The sequence below is a fragment of the Microvirga sp. CF3016 genome (assembly GCF_036314085.1).
In the GTDB taxonomy this organism is placed as follows: domain Bacteria; phylum Pseudomonadota; class Alphaproteobacteria; order Rhizobiales; family Beijerinckiaceae; genus Microvirga.
In genome coordinates, this window is the sequence record NZ_JAYGGM010000009.1 from 193,005 (window position 1) to 208,105 (window position 15,101).

15 protein-coding genes are annotated in these 15,101 nt (G+C 60.5%); 6 read left to right on the forward strand and 9 right to left on the reverse strand.

What is annotated here, in order from left to right; translation table 11 throughout:
* Positions 1-63: 63 nt before the first annotated feature.
* Genes VB672_RS15205 through VB672_RS15230 form a run of 6 tightly spaced genes read right to left on the reverse strand, consistent with a single transcriptional unit; the run spans position 64 to position 6,773 of the window.
* The gene (locus VB672_RS15205) at positions 64-1,173 is read right to left on the reverse strand and encodes a CgeB family protein (RefSeq protein WP_329785038.1); all 1,110 of its coding nucleotides are present in this window, start codon (positions 1,171-1,173) and stop codon (positions 64-66) included.
* A complete protein-coding gene (locus tag VB672_RS15210) occupies positions 1,170-2,264 on the reverse strand; it encodes a CgeB family protein (protein WP_329785039.1) in 1,095 nt (364 codons plus the stop codon). Before VB672_RS15210 ends, VB672_RS15205 begins: the two co-directional genes overlap by 4 nt.
* Entirely contained in the window at positions 2,261-3,373 is a 1,113-nt protein-coding gene (locus VB672_RS15215) for a CgeB family protein (RefSeq protein WP_329785040.1), read from the reverse strand. The genes VB672_RS15210 and VB672_RS15215 overlap by 4 nt, the downstream gene beginning before the upstream one ends.
* Entirely contained in the window at positions 3,370-4,503 is a 1,134-nt protein-coding gene (locus VB672_RS15220) for a glycosyltransferase family 4 protein (RefSeq protein WP_329785041.1), read from the reverse strand. Before VB672_RS15220 ends, VB672_RS15215 begins: the two co-directional genes overlap by 4 nt.
* A 42-nt stretch (positions 4,504-4,545) precedes the next feature.
* Positions 4,546-5,664 (reverse strand): SDR family NAD(P)-dependent oxidoreductase, encoded by a 1,119-nt coding sequence (locus VB672_RS15225; protein WP_329785042.1) that lies wholly within the window; start codon positions 5,662-5,664, stop codon positions 4,546-4,548.
* Positions 5,661-6,773 (reverse strand): NAD-dependent epimerase/dehydratase family protein, encoded by a 1,113-nt coding sequence (locus VB672_RS15230; protein WP_329785043.1) that lies wholly within the window; start codon positions 6,771-6,773, stop codon positions 5,661-5,663. The genes VB672_RS15225 and VB672_RS15230 overlap by 4 nt, the downstream gene beginning before the upstream one ends.
* Positions 6,774-7,181: 408 nt before the next feature.
* Here VB672_RS15230 and VB672_RS15235 point away from each other — a divergent pair, with 408 nt between their 5' ends.
* Genes VB672_RS15235 through VB672_RS15260 form a run of 6 tightly spaced genes read left to right on the forward strand, consistent with a single transcriptional unit; the run spans position 7,182 to position 12,509 of the window.
* A complete protein-coding gene (locus VB672_RS15235) occupies positions 7,182-8,264 on the forward strand; it encodes an inositol-3-phosphate synthase (RefSeq protein WP_329785044.1) in 1,083 nt (360 codons plus the stop codon).
* A gap of 16 nt (positions 8,265-8,280) precedes the next feature.
* Positions 8,281-8,880 (forward strand): histidine phosphatase family protein, encoded by a 600-nt coding sequence (locus VB672_RS15240; protein ID WP_329785045.1) that lies wholly within the window; start codon positions 8,281-8,283, stop codon positions 8,878-8,880.
* Entirely contained in the window at positions 8,877-9,986 is a 1,110-nt protein-coding gene (locus VB672_RS15245; RefSeq protein WP_329785046.1) for a CgeB family protein, read from the forward strand. The genes VB672_RS15240 and VB672_RS15245 overlap by 4 nt, the downstream gene beginning before the upstream one ends.
* A 2-nt stretch (positions 9,987-9,988) precedes the next feature.
* Complete coding sequence (locus VB672_RS15250; RefSeq protein ID WP_329785047.1) at positions 9,989-10,801, forward strand: nucleotidyltransferase family protein; 813 nt, start codon at positions 9,989-9,991, stop codon at positions 10,799-10,801.
* Between the two features lie 8 nt (positions 10,802-10,809).
* On the forward strand, positions 10,810-11,583 hold the full coding sequence (locus VB672_RS15255) for a TIGR04290 family methyltransferase (protein ID WP_329785048.1): 774 nt from the start codon (positions 10,810-10,812) through the stop codon (positions 11,581-11,583).
* The gene (locus tag VB672_RS15260; protein ID WP_329785049.1) at positions 11,580-12,509 is read left to right on the forward strand and encodes a beta-xylosidase; all 930 of its coding nucleotides are present in this window, start codon (positions 11,580-11,582) and stop codon (positions 12,507-12,509) included. The genes VB672_RS15255 and VB672_RS15260 overlap by 4 nt, the downstream gene beginning before the upstream one ends.
* A gap of 85 nt (positions 12,510-12,594) precedes the next feature.
* On the opposite strand, the gene VB672_RS15265 is transcribed toward VB672_RS15260, so the two are convergent.
* The 3 genes from VB672_RS15265 to VB672_RS15275 all read right to left on the reverse strand — a co-directional run bounded on the left by VB672_RS15265 (position 12,595) and on the right by VB672_RS15275 (position 15,055).
* Complete coding sequence (locus VB672_RS15265) at positions 12,595-13,620, reverse strand: Gfo/Idh/MocA family protein (RefSeq protein ID WP_442932064.1); 1,026 nt, start codon at positions 13,618-13,620, stop codon at positions 12,595-12,597.
* A gap of 2 nt (positions 13,621-13,622) precedes the next feature.
* Positions 13,623-14,576: an MDR/zinc-dependent alcohol dehydrogenase-like family protein gene (locus VB672_RS15270; protein WP_329785051.1), complete on the reverse strand. Its 954-nt coding sequence runs from the start codon at positions 14,574-14,576 to the stop codon at positions 13,623-13,625.
* A gap of 191 nt (positions 14,577-14,767) precedes the next feature.
* Positions 14,768-15,055, reverse strand: a complete 288-nt coding sequence (locus VB672_RS15275) for a hypothetical protein (RefSeq protein ID WP_329785052.1) — start codon at positions 15,053-15,055, stop codon at positions 14,768-14,770.
* Between the last annotated feature and the right edge of the window lie 46 nt (positions 15,056-15,101).

Genomic DNA, 15,101 nt, shown 5'->3' on the forward strand with positions numbered 1-15,101 from the left:
ACTTTGTCCCAACCGCTAAGCATGGCATTTGTTCAATGCTCATTTTTGAATCTATTCATAGCGTCAGGACTCAACTGCCAGAGCCAGAGGCCGTTCCTGACGCTGGCGTCGAATGGCTTCAAAAAGATCCTGCTCCATCGATGCGGCACGATGACCGGCGGTGTGCTCACCGAGAATGCGGCGGCGCGCGCGCGCTCCCAGATCTCCTCTCCGGTCGTCCGACCAGGATCCAAGCATGTCGAGAACATCGTCGGGCTGGCGAGCAAGAAGGATCTCCTGATTTGGCTCGAGCAGCGTCTCGATCCCGTCCCATATGTCGGAAATGATCGGCGTTCCGCAGGCCGCAGCCTCAAAGAGGCGAACACTCGGGCTGTACCCTGCCCTTATCATATCGGCTCGCGTGACATTGAGGGTGTAGCGGCTTCGAGCATAGAAGGTCGGATGCGCGCTTGGCGGAACATGATCGATGCGTTCGACATTCTCGGGCCACTCGATCTCTGCCGGATATTGAGGCCCGGCAACGACGAAGCGCAGATGCGGAGCTTTCCGAGCCGGCTCGATCAAAAGCCGCTCCAGTGTCGGCTGCCGGTCTGAACTGTAGGTGCCCAGGTAGCTGAGATCCCAGCGCTTCTCTTCTTCGAGGATCGGATAGGCCTCAGGATCGACCGAACAGTACAATGCTCGTGCAGCCGGAGAGCCGTATCGCTCCATAAGTAGGTCGAGCGTCGGACCACCAGTGAAGGAAAAGTAGACGTTGTAGTCGGGGATAAGATTCGGTGCGAGATACTCGTAATCGCCTCTCTCCAGCTTCGCGAGCGTGACGGGCGTATCGATGTCGTAGAATGCCACGACGCCATTTGCCATGCGCTGAACGTAGCGGCCGACATTCACGCCTTCCGGCACATAGGAGCCGACAACAACCGCATCGGCCTCTTTGATCGCTTCATGATAGCGCCCGAGATCCTCCAGACTCGAATAGAATTCCAGACGGCAGAAATCAGGCTCTCTCAGATCGCGATGCGAGGCGTACCACGGCACGTCGCGCTCAAGGAAGAGCACGTCATGCCCGCGCGCCGTGAAAGCCCGCAACAAGGCGCGGAAGGTCGTCGCATGGCCGTTTCCCCACGAGGACGATAAACTCAACCCTAGGACGACGACGCGGAGCTTGGTCACGCCACGCTCCTTTCGCGCTTCTGGGACGCCTCCTCGCGCAGGATGACATCCACCTCGGCACCACGGCGGGTATAGGTGTGCTCGGCCATGATCCGCACCCTCGCAGCATCGCCAATGGCACGAGCCCGCTCCGGTGTCAGAGCTTCGACATGCTCAGCGACGTCCTTGCCGTCCCTTGCCACCAGAACCTCTTCGCCCTCTTTGAGGAAAAGTTCCAGACCGACCCAAGCATCTGTGATCAGGCACGCCCCGGCTCCCGCAGCCTCGAAAACGCGGGTTGCCGGCGAGTAGCCCGTATCGGCCATCGAGTCACGGGCGATGTTGAGAACGGCGAGCGGACTCGTGTTGAAGGCATTGTGATCGCGGGTATAGACATGACCCATGTGGCGCACGTTCGACGGCATACCCTTTGTCTCCCACCCATTGCCGCCGATCAGGAAGCTGCGATTTGGCAGCCGTGCAGCCGGCTCCAGAAAGAACTGCTCCACGCGCGCCTCTCGATCGGGCAGGCGATTGCCGAGGAAGGACAGATCAGCCTTGAAGCGCTCCTCTGCTGGAACCGGATGGTGGGTTATAGGATCACAGGCATTGTAGATCGGGATGCAACGGCGGGCGCCGAAATCCTCATAGGCTTCGATCACCGGCGGGCCGCCGCCATAGGTGAGCACAAGGTCGAGAGCAGGCATGGCGCGATGAAGCGGGTGATCGGGGGCCTCACGCAACTCGGTCAGGGTTGCAGGCGCATCCACGTCCCAGAAAATGCGGATGGCATCGGGACGTGAAGAAGCGACAATTCCTTCCAGCAACTCGTTGTCGAACACGCCGACTCCGGAGGCCTTCACCACAACGTCAGCCTTTGCCGCCTCGGCGACGACGCCCTGCATGGCCTCTGCGGTCGCAGGGTAGACCTTCACCTCAGCCCATTCCGGCGGGTCGATGTCGCGATGCTTCTGGCGATCGAAAGCATCTGGTTCATAGAAAGTGATGCTGTAGCCGCGGCGAGCGAGGTCGCTCAGGAGCCCACGATAGTAGGTGGCGGCTCCATTCCAATACGATGATAGAAGGCTGGAACCGTAAAAGGCGATCTTCATGCGGACATCTCCATCGGTGCCGACGTGCCGTGATCTTCAAGAATAGCAAGGAGCTGATCGACCCGGTGTGCGCAGGAATGGCGGCTTTGAATCGCGTTGAGACCGTTCTCCACCAGTGAGCGGCGTAAATCAGGATCGTTGAGAACCGCTTTCATGTGGCGTTCCATCTGCGCCTCGTCCTGAGCGACCAGATAGTCCACCCCCGTGTTGAACAGGCCTTCCGCATCGTTCCACGGTGCGGAGATCAGCGGAATGCCGCAGGCGAGGGCTTCAAAGACACGGATGGTTGGAATGCCCGGGAGCACGTCGACATAGAAACGGCGCGGCACGTGCACAGTCGCTAGATGCCTTGCAAAAACTTCAGGTGCGCAGGCATTTGGCAGCCAGCCGCGATAGGTCACACCATAGCGGTCAAGTGTTTCAAGCGCTTTGGTGGGATAACGGACACCATAAATATCGAGAGGCAGACCAACCCTCTGCGCAGGACGGAAAAGGAAACTTTCAAGTTCCGCGCTCCGCTCGCCATCCCCCCAATTTCCGATCCACACGAGTCCTTTCCGCTCTCCCTCGTGGACTGGGGGATGAAACAGCCGGGTGTCGGCGGCTTCGTGCCAGACATGGACGCGATTTCCCCACCCCCAACGGCGGTACACCTCCGCGAGCGCTTCCCCAAAGGTGAGGACACCATCGTAGTTTTCGAGATCGAATTGGCGGATGGCATTGGGATCGCTCACCGCCCTGTGGTGCGTGTCGTGAAAGAGGAGCGTGAAACGGCCACCCAGGCGCCGCACCTTGCCAAGCGCGGCGACCAGCCAGGGCTCATTCCACTCATGAACGATGACCACGTCGGCATCGCTAAGGGCTGCTTCGAAATCGAGACTGGGCTCGAAAACGGTTGCGGACAACTCGGGATAGCGGCTGCGATAGGCATCAAGCCCCGCATCTCCGTGATCCTTCAGGAGATTCTCCAGGCTCCAGGCTCCTTGCGGTTCGTAGGCGACAACCGCATGTCCACGGTGGGCGAGTTCACGCAAGACTCCACGCAGAAAATGCGCGTTGCCATGATTCCAGCAGGAGGCGAGGGAATGCGTGAAATAGACGACCTTCATGCAGTTGCTCCCTCAACGGGGGGTCTCAAAGGATTCTGACACAAGACAGAACGATAAGCGTTCAGAACACCCGCGCACATGGCCTCTACCGTATAGGCGTCCGCTCGCTTTCGAGCAGCGCGCCCCAGATCGGCACGGGCTTTCGGATGGTCAAGAAGGTGCTCAATTGCTTTGGCGATCGCGTCCTCATCGCTCGGATCGACAAACAGGGCAGCGTCCTCCCACAGTTCGCGGAAGGTTGGAATGTCGGACAAGACCAGGGCGCATTCCGTCTGGGCGGCTTCCAGAACCGCAAGACCGAAGGGTTCATACCGCGCCATCGAGATGAAGATCGGCTGCGCACCCAGATACTGCGCAATTTCTGCGTCGCTCAACCGACCTAACGCTCTGGCGTGAGCCACCATAACTTTCGTACCGTTCGGTCCTTCAAGAGGCCCGGCAGCAAGGATGGGGATAGTCAGGCGTGATGCGACCCGATCGATGACGGCGACATTCTTGCCTTCATCCCAGAGGCGCCCTGCCGCGAAGACGAACTCATTGGGTTGCCTTTGTCCGGTCACCGGCATGGCCCGCCGGCCGTTTCTGACGACGATCGGCGTCTGCAGGAGCTTATAGGCCTGAGCCGTGGCTTGAGCGAATGCGTGTGTCGGCGCAAGGAGCCGCGCGGCGGAATCATAGCCTCGCTTGACGAGTTCCGTCCGCCAAACGAATTCCTCCGGCAGTGGCCCGGTCTTCACGGCGTGCCACCAGGTGGCGACACAGGAGTGGCAGACTGCCACGACAGGAACGTCAAACGCTGCACTGGCAGCCAGTGCCGGGGTATTGAGGTGAACGACGTCCGGGCGAATATGCGCTGCAATGCGGGTGATCGCTCGGCCAGTCCCCTCGGCCTCGTGCGGAGAAGGTGCCGCCCAATCCAGCGGGAGACCTGTCAGGATGAGCGTCGCAGCAGCGGCTTCAGCCATCGCGCGCTGATCTGCAGAAGGGGGAGGCCCCAGAACGGCTATGGTCGTTTTGACACCGTGCGGGCGCAGCCCTTCAGAGAGATCGAGCGCATATTGCCAGACCCCTCCGACTGCATCTGCCGTCATCAGAACATGCAGACCTGTTTTCTCGTCAGGCCATGCCATGGCAGCTCTCGACATGACGCAACTTGAACCCGGGAGACGCCCTCATGACGTAGCCTCTGCATTCTGGATGCGAGACGGCGATGAACTCAAGCGCACCAATCCCCTCTCTTCCTGCAGCCAAGTCGCCAGAGCAGCCACACCTTTCAGCCAGGAGATCGGCTGCTTCAACCCGAGCTCACGAGCAGCAAGGCGGGTATCAGAGACGTAGTAGCGCTGGTCGCCGGCACGCCAATCGGCGTAGATCGTCTCGACCGGGCGACCGATGACATCCTCGATGTGGGTGAGGAGCTGACGCAGGCTGATGGCATTCGCCGGGCCGCCGCCGAGGTTGAAGGCTCGTCCCTGAACCGCGTCGATCCGTTTCCAGGCGGAAGCGTAGGCTGCGACAGCATCGGAAATGTCGAGCACATCACGAACCTGGCAGCCGTCGCCATAAATGGTGATGGGTTCGCCCTGAAGAGCCCGGATCAGGAAATGGGCGACCCATCCCTGATCCTCGGTTCCCATCTGCCGCTGTCCGTAGATGCAGCTCATGCGCATGACGCAGGTCGGAACTCCAAAGGAGCGGGCGTAATCCAATACGTATTGATCGGCGGCTCCCTTCGAACAGCCATAGGGTGTGTGGAAGTCGAGGGGCCTCGTTTCGCCGATCCCAGTTTTTCTAATCGCAGGGTCACGGGGTTTGTAGGAATCGTTCGTCCTTTCCAGCTCAACATCCGCGAGGTCCCCATAGACCTTGTTCGTAGAGGCGAAGATCAACGGAACTCGCTTGTCGCGCCGCCTGAGCGCATCAAGGACATTCAGGGTGCCGCGGATATTGATCTCGAAGTCCTCGCGGGGATCGACGAGGCTGGTCGTCACCGCAACCTGAGCCGCCATGTGAAAAACGGCCTGCGCATTGCGCGTGGCCTCGGCGACAGAGGTTTCGTCGCGAATATCCCCGATTACGGTGGAGATCTTGCTCGGATGTCGCTTCTTGAGCCATTCCAGATTGCGCTCAACACCGGGACGGGCCAAGGCATCATAGATCAGAACATCGTGCCCCTCGCTCGCAAAGTGATCGGCAAGATTGGAGCCGATGAAGCCGGCGCCACCGGTCACCAGAACAGGGCGGCGGCGGATTGCGGCTGGCGCAGCAGCCGATGTGTCAGATTCTGTCATGCCACCAAGCCTCGCGATTCCAGCTCCTTTCGAGCTTCATTGACGAGGTCCTTGGCTTCCTGCTTGGCTACCCATTCAGCCAACTCTGCCAAGCCTTGCATGAAATCTTTCTTTGGCTTGTAGCCCAGCTCCTGCTGAATCTTTCCAATATCAGCGATGCAATGGCGAATGTCACCAATGCGCGCCTTGCCGGCGATCTCCGGTCCCATCGGCTGGTTCATCGCCCGAGACAGAAGCTCGGCGACCTCGGAAACGGTACGATCCTGTCCGCTGCCGACATTGTAGACGCCGCCCGGTGCCTTCTCATGCTCTAAGGCCAGGACGAAGGCCTGTGCCACGTCCTCCACATGAACGAAGTCTCGGCGCTGCTGGCCGTCTTCGAAGATCATCGGCGGCTGACCGTTGTGGAGCCGCGATGCAAAGATGGCGAGAACGCCTGTATAGGGATTGGATAGGGCCTGTCCTGGTCCATAGGCGTTCCAAAGCCGAAGCGCCACGCCCTCCATGCCATAGGCCGGACAGAGGGTCAGCGTCAGCCGTTCCTGGACATATTTCGAGAGGGCGTAGACTGACGCCAACGCGGGCTTCTTCCACTCGGGGGTGGGCACTGGAATGAGAGGTCGCCCTTGTTCATCCAACGGATCCCAGGGGTCGCTCTCGGTCGCACGCGGCGTGCGGGCGACATCCTCGAGGATCCGCCCATCTGCATCCCTGTAGAGACCCTCGCCGTAGATGCTCATAGACGACGCGACGACCACCCGCTTCACTGGGTTGTCGATGAGCTGCTGGAACAGCAAGGCCGTACCGTAATCGTTAACGGACACGTAGCGATCGACTGCGTACATGCTCTGACCGACACCAACCTCGGCCGCAAGGTGGATAACCTTCGTGGCGCCCTTCAGCGCCCGCAGGAGCGCTGCCTCATCACGGACGTCTCCGACAATGACCTCCACGTTTGGATCGAGCCCTTCAGCCTGCGTCCTGTCGCCATGGACCTGCTCAATGAGACTATCGAGCACGCGCACCTTGTGTCCCCGCTCAAGGCAAGACCGTGCAACGTAGCGTCCGATGAAGCCTGCACCGCCAGTAATGAGGATCGTATCCGTCACGAGATGTCTCCAGATCAGTTTCTGGCCTAGGCGCCGATGAATAGGACAGGAAACGGCAGCCCGCTCCTAAGCTGGAATGGAGACGCAGAACCTGCACACATTCCGGCTTAGGAGCGAGCTTCACAGCGGATCTCGACAAACGAGATCCGCGCCATATATCCCTGCTCAAGCTTGACTTTGCTCTCAGGAAACTCCGCGCCTTCATCTTTGTTCCTGACCAACCGGGAAGTTTGGGCACCTCGTCGTGAAGACAAGAGTCACAGATGCGGAATCTGAGCGGAACAACAAACCTTCTTCAAACGTTGAAAGCCAAGCTCTGAAAAAGGCCGATGCCAGATGCCTGCGGCCGGCTGATGCGCTTTTACCTGAAAAGAATGCATCCGAGCGGCCACACAAGGGAGATCCGTCATGAGTTCGAGGAAGGTCCGCGTCGGCATCGTGGGCGTCGGGAACTGCGCCTCGTCCTTTATGCAGGGCCTCTCCTATTACAAGGATGCGAACGGCAATGAACCTGTGCCCGGCTTGATGAATGTGGAGCTCGGCGGATACCACATCAGCGATGTCGAGGTATCGGCAGCCTTCGACGTGAATGCGTCGAAGGTGGGCCGTGACGTATCCGAGGCGATCTTTGCAGAACCGAACAATACGCAACGGTTCGCGAGCGTCCCGCAGAGCGGGATCATCGTTAACCGGGGCAAGACGCTGGATGGGCTTGGCAAGTATCTGCGCGAGACAGTTGAGGAATCACCCGACGATGAGGCTGACGTTACTGAGATCCTGAGACAATCCAAGACCGATGTTCTCGTTTCCTACTTGCCTGTCGGCTCGCAGCAAGCCACCGAGTGGTATGTCGAGCGGGCGCTGGAAGCTGGGTGCGCCTTCGTCAATTGTATCCCGGTCTTCATCGCCTCTAACCCGGAATGGTGCAGACGCTTCGAGGAACGCGGTCTCCCGATCATCGGCGACGACATCAAGAGCCAGGTCGGCGCCACGATTGTCCATCGCGTGCTCGCCAATCTCTTTCGGGAGCGCGGCGTGCGGCTCGACCGCACCTACCAGCTCAATTTCGGCGGCAATACAGATTTCCAAAACATGCTGGAACGCGAGCGCCTTGAATCGAAGAAGATCTCGAAGACGCAGGCCGTCTCGAGCCAACTCGACATCCCGCTGCCCGCGGGCGATATCCATGTGGGGCCAAGTGACCATGTGCCGTGGCTCACCGACCGCAAATGGGCTTACATTCGCCTCGAAGGGACGACCTTCGGCGGAGTTCCGCTGAACATGGAGGTCAAGCTCGAAGTCTGGGATTCTCCGAATTCCGCCGGAATCGTGATCGACGCGGTGCGCTGCGCGAAACTTGCCATGGATCGCAAGATCGGGGGTGCCCTCATCGGCCCGTCTAGCTACTTCATGAAATCGCCGCCGCAGCAATTCACCGACAACGAGGCACGCGATCGAACTGCAAGCTTCATCAACGGCGATGAAGATTAGGACGGAGGAGGTCAAGGTGACCACCACGTTCTTTCTGGTGCGCCATGCGGCCCATGATCGAGTCGGCACAGTTCTGTGCGGGCGCATGGCAGGAGTGTATCTCGGCTCGCTCGGAAAGGCTCAGGCTGAACGTTTGGCTCAGCGTTTCGCCAGCGAGGATGTGGCTTGCATCTACGCGAGTCCTCTTGAACGCGCGCTGGAAACCGCGGAGCCCATTGCCTCTCGCCTCGGATATTCTGTTCGGGTTTGCGAGGACATCAACGAGGTCAATTTCGGCCACTGGACCGGCACAAGCTTTGAAATGCTGAATCAGGATCCGCGCTGGTCCTCCTGGAATCATTCACGCAGCACCAGCCGCCCCCCCGAGGGCGAGACGATGCTGGAGGCTCAAGGGCGCATTGTCAGGGCCATGGAACAGCTGCGCATCCGTTATTCGGACCGCTCGGTCATTCTCGTAAGCCACGGCGACGTGATCAAGGCTGCCCTCCTCTATCACCTTGGTATGCCGATCGATTCATACCACCGCCTCGAGGTGGAGCCAGCCTCGATCTGCACTCTCGTGGTAGGCGATTGGGGCTCCAAGCTTCTTCGGTTGAACGAGGTGGTGGCCGCATGAAGATCGTCATATTCGGCCTGACCATCTCGTCGTCGTGGGGCAATGGCCATGCGACCCTTTGGCGGGGTTTGTGCCGGACGCTGGCGAAACGGGGGCACAGGGTGGTATTCTTCGAGAAGGACGTGCCCTATTATGCCACGAACCGGGACTTTATCGAGATCCCAGGCGGCGATCTCATCCTCTACAAGGACTGGGCCAGCATTCATGCCCGGGCAGAGGCGGAACTCAAGGATGCAGACGCGGCCATGGTCACGTCTTATTGTCCGGACGGAATTGCCGCGGGCGAACTTGTTCTGATGGCCCCGCGCGCTTCTCGCGTGTTCTACGATCTCGACACGCCGGTGACGTTCTCGCGTCTCGATGCCGGCGAGCCGATCAGTTACATCGGCCCCGGCGGGCTTGCCGGCTTCGACCTGGTCCTGAGTTATACAGGAGGCCGAGCTCTCGAAAGGCTGCAGACGGAGCTTGGCGCTAGACGCGTTGCCCCGCTTTATGGGCATGTCGATCCGGACGTGCACCGCCCCGTGCAGAGCACCCACCACTACCTGTCCTATCTCTCCTATCTCGGCACTTACGCGGCGGATCGCCAGGATGCCCTGCAGCATCTCTTCATCGATCCCGCCGCCTGCCGGCCCGACCGTCGCTTCCTCATCGGCGGAGCGCAGTATCCCGAGGACTTCCCCTGGCAGCCCAACATCCATTTCGTGTGCCACCTTCCTCCGCCGGAGCATCCAGCCTTCTTCTCGTCATCGCGCCTCACACTCAACATCACACGGCAAGCGATGGCCGAGATGGGCTGGTGTCCATCCGGGCGCCTGTTCGAGGCAGCCGCTTGCGGAGCACCGATCCTCTCGGATTCCTGGCAGGGCCTCGACAGCTTCTTCGAGCCTGGCCGAGAGGTCCTCATAGCCAGGGAAACTGAGGATGTCGTCACAGCTCTCGACCTCACGGACGCCGAGCTGAATCGTATTGCCAAGGCAGGGAGAGAGCGGGCGCTCGAAGAGCATACGTCAGAGCATCGGGCCAAGGAGCTTGAGATCCTGCTCGGCGGCCCCACTTTCCTCTCGCCCTCGGCCGGTGGCCCTGCCGCCATGATGGAGGCCTGATCATGTGGGGGATTATACCCGCGGCAGGAATCGGCAGCCGAATCCAGCCGCTGGCGTTCTCGAAGGAACTTCTGCCTGTCGGAAGCCGCCTCGACAATGGCGTCGAGCGCCCGTGCGCGGTCAGCGAGTACCTTGTCGAACGCATGATCCATGGCGGAGCAGATAAGATTTGCTTCGTGATCTCCCCCGGGAAATCCGACATCATGGAATATTATGGGGCGAGCTACGGCAGCGCTTCCATCGCCTATGTGGTTCAACCGCAGGCCAGCGGGTTATGCGATGCGATCTTCCAGGCTGCTCCGCTCATTCGGCACGATGAGAGTGTGATTGTCGGCCTCCCGGATACGGTCTGGTTTCCCGAAAAGGCGCTTGCGGAGCTGCCGGAAGACCTTCTCTCGTTTCTGCTCTTTCCGGTCGACAATCCGGAGGTCTTCGACGCGGTAATCCTGGACGAGACGATGCACGTCCGAGAGATCCAGGTGAAAAAAGCAGATGCCGCATCGCACTGGATCTGGGGCGCCTTCAAGATGCCGGGCCATGTTCTCGAGGCGCTGCGCCAGCTTTGGATCTCGCGCGAGCGCGAGGATGAATACTTCGGCACGCTCGTGAACGCCTATCTGACCGAAGGCGGCAAGGCTATTGGTGTGAAGGCTGGCGAAGCCTACGTCGATGTCGGAACCTTGCATGGCTACCGCGCTGCCATCGGATTGCTGAGCGAAGCCGCTCAGCATGACACCATGACCGGTGCTCGGGTGGCCCTCGGTTGGCCGGCGGGCCGGCTGCCGCGTGGACTTCATGACTTGAACAGGGAGTAGTCGCCACGATGAACGCCATCGATCCCATGCCGCCGGAGGACATTCGCCGGAGAGCCGAAGCGCTCGGGCCCTGGTTTCACAATATCGAGCTGAAGGGTGGCATCTGGACGGCGCCCAATCATTTCCTCGGCAATTACCCTGCCATCAAATGGCAGCAATTCGCCGATGCGATTCCGCAGGATCTCACCGGAAAAAGCGTACTCGATATCGGCTGCAACGGCGGCTTCTATTCCATGGAGATGAAGAAGCGGGGCGCAGAGCGCGTATTGGGTATCGACTTCGACGAGACCTATCTGGCTCAAGCACGTTTCGCCGCACAGACGATGGGTCACGACATCGAGTTCCGCCAATTGTCCGTCTACGACTTGGGGCAGCTCGGCGAACGCTTCGACATCGTGCTCTTCATGGGCGTGCTGTACCATCTGCGCCATCCCCTCCTGGCGCTCGACCTCATTCACGAGCATGTGGCCAAGGACCTTCTTGTTTTCCAATCGATGCAGCGCGGATCGACGGAGGTGATGCCGGTCGAGGAAAACTACACCTTCTGGCAGACGGACCACTTCGACGACCCGCGCTATCCGAAGATGCACTTCATCGAGCACCGCTATGCTGACGACCCGACGAACTGGTGGGCACCGAATTCGGCCTGCGTGGAAGCCATGCTCCGCAGCGCCGGGTTTGAGATCGTCCGGCATCCGGAAACCGAAGTTTACATCTGCCGCCGCGTCGATGCCCCGCCTGGTGCGGGTGCCGTCTACCCGGCCAAAGGGAGAACCGCATGATCGAAGCCGCAATGATCTGGAACGAGCCCAACAACAAATCCCACTGGGATCCAGAGATCGATCCGGATTGGAAGCTCTTTTCCGAGATGGCGATTGCCGCGGGTCAGGCGATCAAGGCCGAAAACCCCAACCTGCCGCGCGTGCTCGGCGGCATTTCTCCCATCGATCCCGGCTTCATCAAAAAGCTGGAAGGCCACGGGGCTCTCGACCATCTCGATGTCATCGCGGTCCATGGTTTCCCGCTCGATTGGAACCTATGGCAGATCCATGAATGGCCTGCAAAGATCGACGAGATCAGGGCCGTGACGGACAAGCCCATCTGGGTGAGCGAGGTCGGCATCTCGACCTTCGGGGCCGAGGAGGTTCAAGTCTGGGGTTTGAACCGGACGGCAGAACTCCTGATCGGCAAGGTACAGAAGATCCACTGGTACAGCCTCTATGACCTCCCTCGTGCCTGGGAGGCCACGACGCGTCATAGGGAGGCGGAAGGCTCGTCCTATTATCGGCATTTCTATATGGGTCTCCTGCGCGAAGACGGCACACCGAAGCCCGCCCTTGAGGAATTTGCGAAGTACGCGCCGCAGATGGGCCTGTGCCAATGGTTCCACTATGAGGACCACCGTCTCGACGACGCGGTGGCGTGGATGAAGCGGCTTGGGGTGAAGTACCTGCGCACGGGCCTTTCCTGGGCGGACAGCTTCCGTCCGAATGCGCTGGACTGGTTCGACCGTCAGATGGAGGCACTTGCGGATTTCGACGTGACCGTGACCTTCTGCTTCACGCCGGAGCACCGCGGGATCGCCCCGCATCATACCAGTGCACCGCAGGTGAAGGAGGAGTTTGCGGAATTCTGCGCCAGCATGATCCGCCGCTATGCGCCTTCGAGCCAACCTGCTCAACCCAGCAAGATCCTTGAGGTTCTCTGACCTGTTCGGATTAGCACTCAGGAAAGAAGCGGCTGAACCGGGTTCAGTCGCTTCTTCTGTTTGCGAGTTTTGCGGACGGGTGCAACTATCGTCCGTAGATGCGGTCCAGCACGCGAGCGACATCCACCAACTTCTCCGCTGCGGGATCAAAGCGCTCACCCGCGGCCAAGCGTGATGCCCAGTCCGCAGCTGCGCGGCCGCCCCATTCGTCGGGAGGAGTGGTCAGCGTCTCGCGCGAGGTTCCCCGATAGCGCTCGGCCGTGAAATCGTAGAACGAGCCATTCACGTTGCGCAGGGACGCACCGCCCTGCGTTCCATAGAACGTAACGGAGATCATCGCATCGCAACCTGCCTGGAGGCGCCAAGAGCAGGCGAGCTGCACCACGGCACCTGTCTCCAGCTCCACGGTTGCAACCGCGTAATCCTCCACCTGAGATGCCAAATCCTTGAGCGGCGCTCCGCCTGCGAACAGCTTGCCCGTCACGCTCGCGACGCTGGGATTGTTCATGGTCCACAAAGCGAGATCGACAAGATGAACGCCGAGATCCATCACGCATCCGCCACCGGAGAGAACCGGATCGTAGAACCATGGCTTGTCCGGGCCATAGGCATTGTGGAACACAAGGTCCACGGCATAGATCTGCCCCAGCTCACCCCTGTCGATGATCTCACGGATGCGGCGCATGCCTTCCGTAAACCGATAGGAGAGGTCGACGCTCAGGAGCCGGTCCGCCTTGCGCGCGGCATCGACCACCGCCTGCACCTCCGGGGCCGTGCGCCCAAGCGGTTTCTGGCAGAACACGGCAACATCGCGCTCCAGGGCCCTGATCGATTGTTCCGCATGCATGGCGCTTGGGGTGGCGATCACGATGCCATCGACGCCGAGATCGAGGATTTCATCGAGGGACGATGCCTGATGCGCGTCCGGTGCAAGCTTGCCGGCCTCCGCGGCCATCTCAGGCGATGGGTCGGCAATGGCGATCACATCAATAGCGCCTGTGCCGAGGATGGCCTGCATACGGTGGCGGCCGATCCAGCCGACGCCGAGGAAGCCAAGTCGCGGGCGCGCAAGAGAGGCCTCAGAATTCGTCATGAGCACAGCCTGTTGCACCATCAATACGTCACCAGGGCTTTGAGGAAACCATCTGGCCGATCACGCGTGGCATTGAGCGCCTCGTCGAGCCGGTCCAGGGGATAGGTGTGGGTGTAAAGGACGCTCGGATCGAGACGCCCGGACACGATGACGTCCACGGCCTCGCGCAATCCTTGCATGTAGATCTTTGGATCGCGCTCATGGGCATTGATCACGTCGATGCCGCGCCAGTTCCAGAGCCACATATTGACCTGGCGCGGGCCATCTTGGTGATAGCCGGCGACGATGAGCTTGCCACGCTCACGGGTGAGCTCGCCCGCAAGGTCGAGAGGCCATTGCTTGCCCACCGCTTCGATCACACGATCGCAGAATATGCCACCAGTCAGCTCCTTGACGCGTTCGATGATCGCGGCGTGATCCTCCATCGGAATCGTCTCGGCCGCACCCATGTGGCGGGCGAGATCGAGCGAAAACGACCGCCGCGAGATGGCGATGACGCGAGCGCCGGCATCGGAGGCGAGCTTGGTGAGGATAGCCCCGAGAAAGCCGATGCCGATGATCGCAACCGTTTGCCCGGCCTCGATCTCGCTCCGATGAAAGATGTTCATGGCGCAGCCGAGCGGCTCTCCGGGGAAGGGTCGTCCTGCAAGGGTATCCGGCAGGGGGATGACCGCATCGGCCTCGGCCAGATCGTATTCCGCATAAGATTTGTAAGAGAGTGCCGCAACCCGGTCGCCGACCGTCAGCCCCTCGACACCGTCGCCGATCGCATCCACCAGTCCCCATGCCTCGTGCCCAAGGGCACCAGGCTCAGTGGGATACTGCATCCATTCCGGTCCCGCCCAGGGCGTCAGGTTCGAGGCGCACACGCCGCATCCTTCCAGGCGTAGGCGTACTTGGCCGGGGCCCGGCTCTGGACGCTCGACTTCGCTGATCTGGATCTGGCCAGGTCCTGTGAGGATGGCGGCCCGCATGGTCCGTCCGTCCCTGGCCTCCCTATTGTCCTGTTTGGCGGGAAAAGCGGAAATATCGCTGCTTGAGCCGTTCTCGTTCAGCAAATCTGTCCCTCCAGCGCACAGCCCGAGCAATTAGGAACAGGGGTGGAGACTTCAAGGCTTGGCCATTCGTGCCGGGGTGCCCTCGGCTTCATTGGAGTGTTGCCGGCTCAGGGCGTGCTCAGGGCGCTCATCGCGGCAACGTATTGCACGCGTGCTGCGCCGTCGGGCTCCAAGCCCTTGTCCCGGCACCATTGTGCGAAGGCGTCAGGTTCGATGATAATACGTGTTACCTCAAGACCGGCCTGACGACCCACATTCTCGTTGTTCTCGGCCGCGGCCAACCAGGAATCATAGGCTGGGGCGAGATTGTGCCGGTCGATCATCATGTCGCGGATGCGGGGATAATCCTCGCGGCTGTACCAGGGCAGTCCGATTCGACGAGGAGCATCCGTCATTCAGGCTCTCCAGACAATCGGCACCGGGCCCAGCCGATCGCCGGGC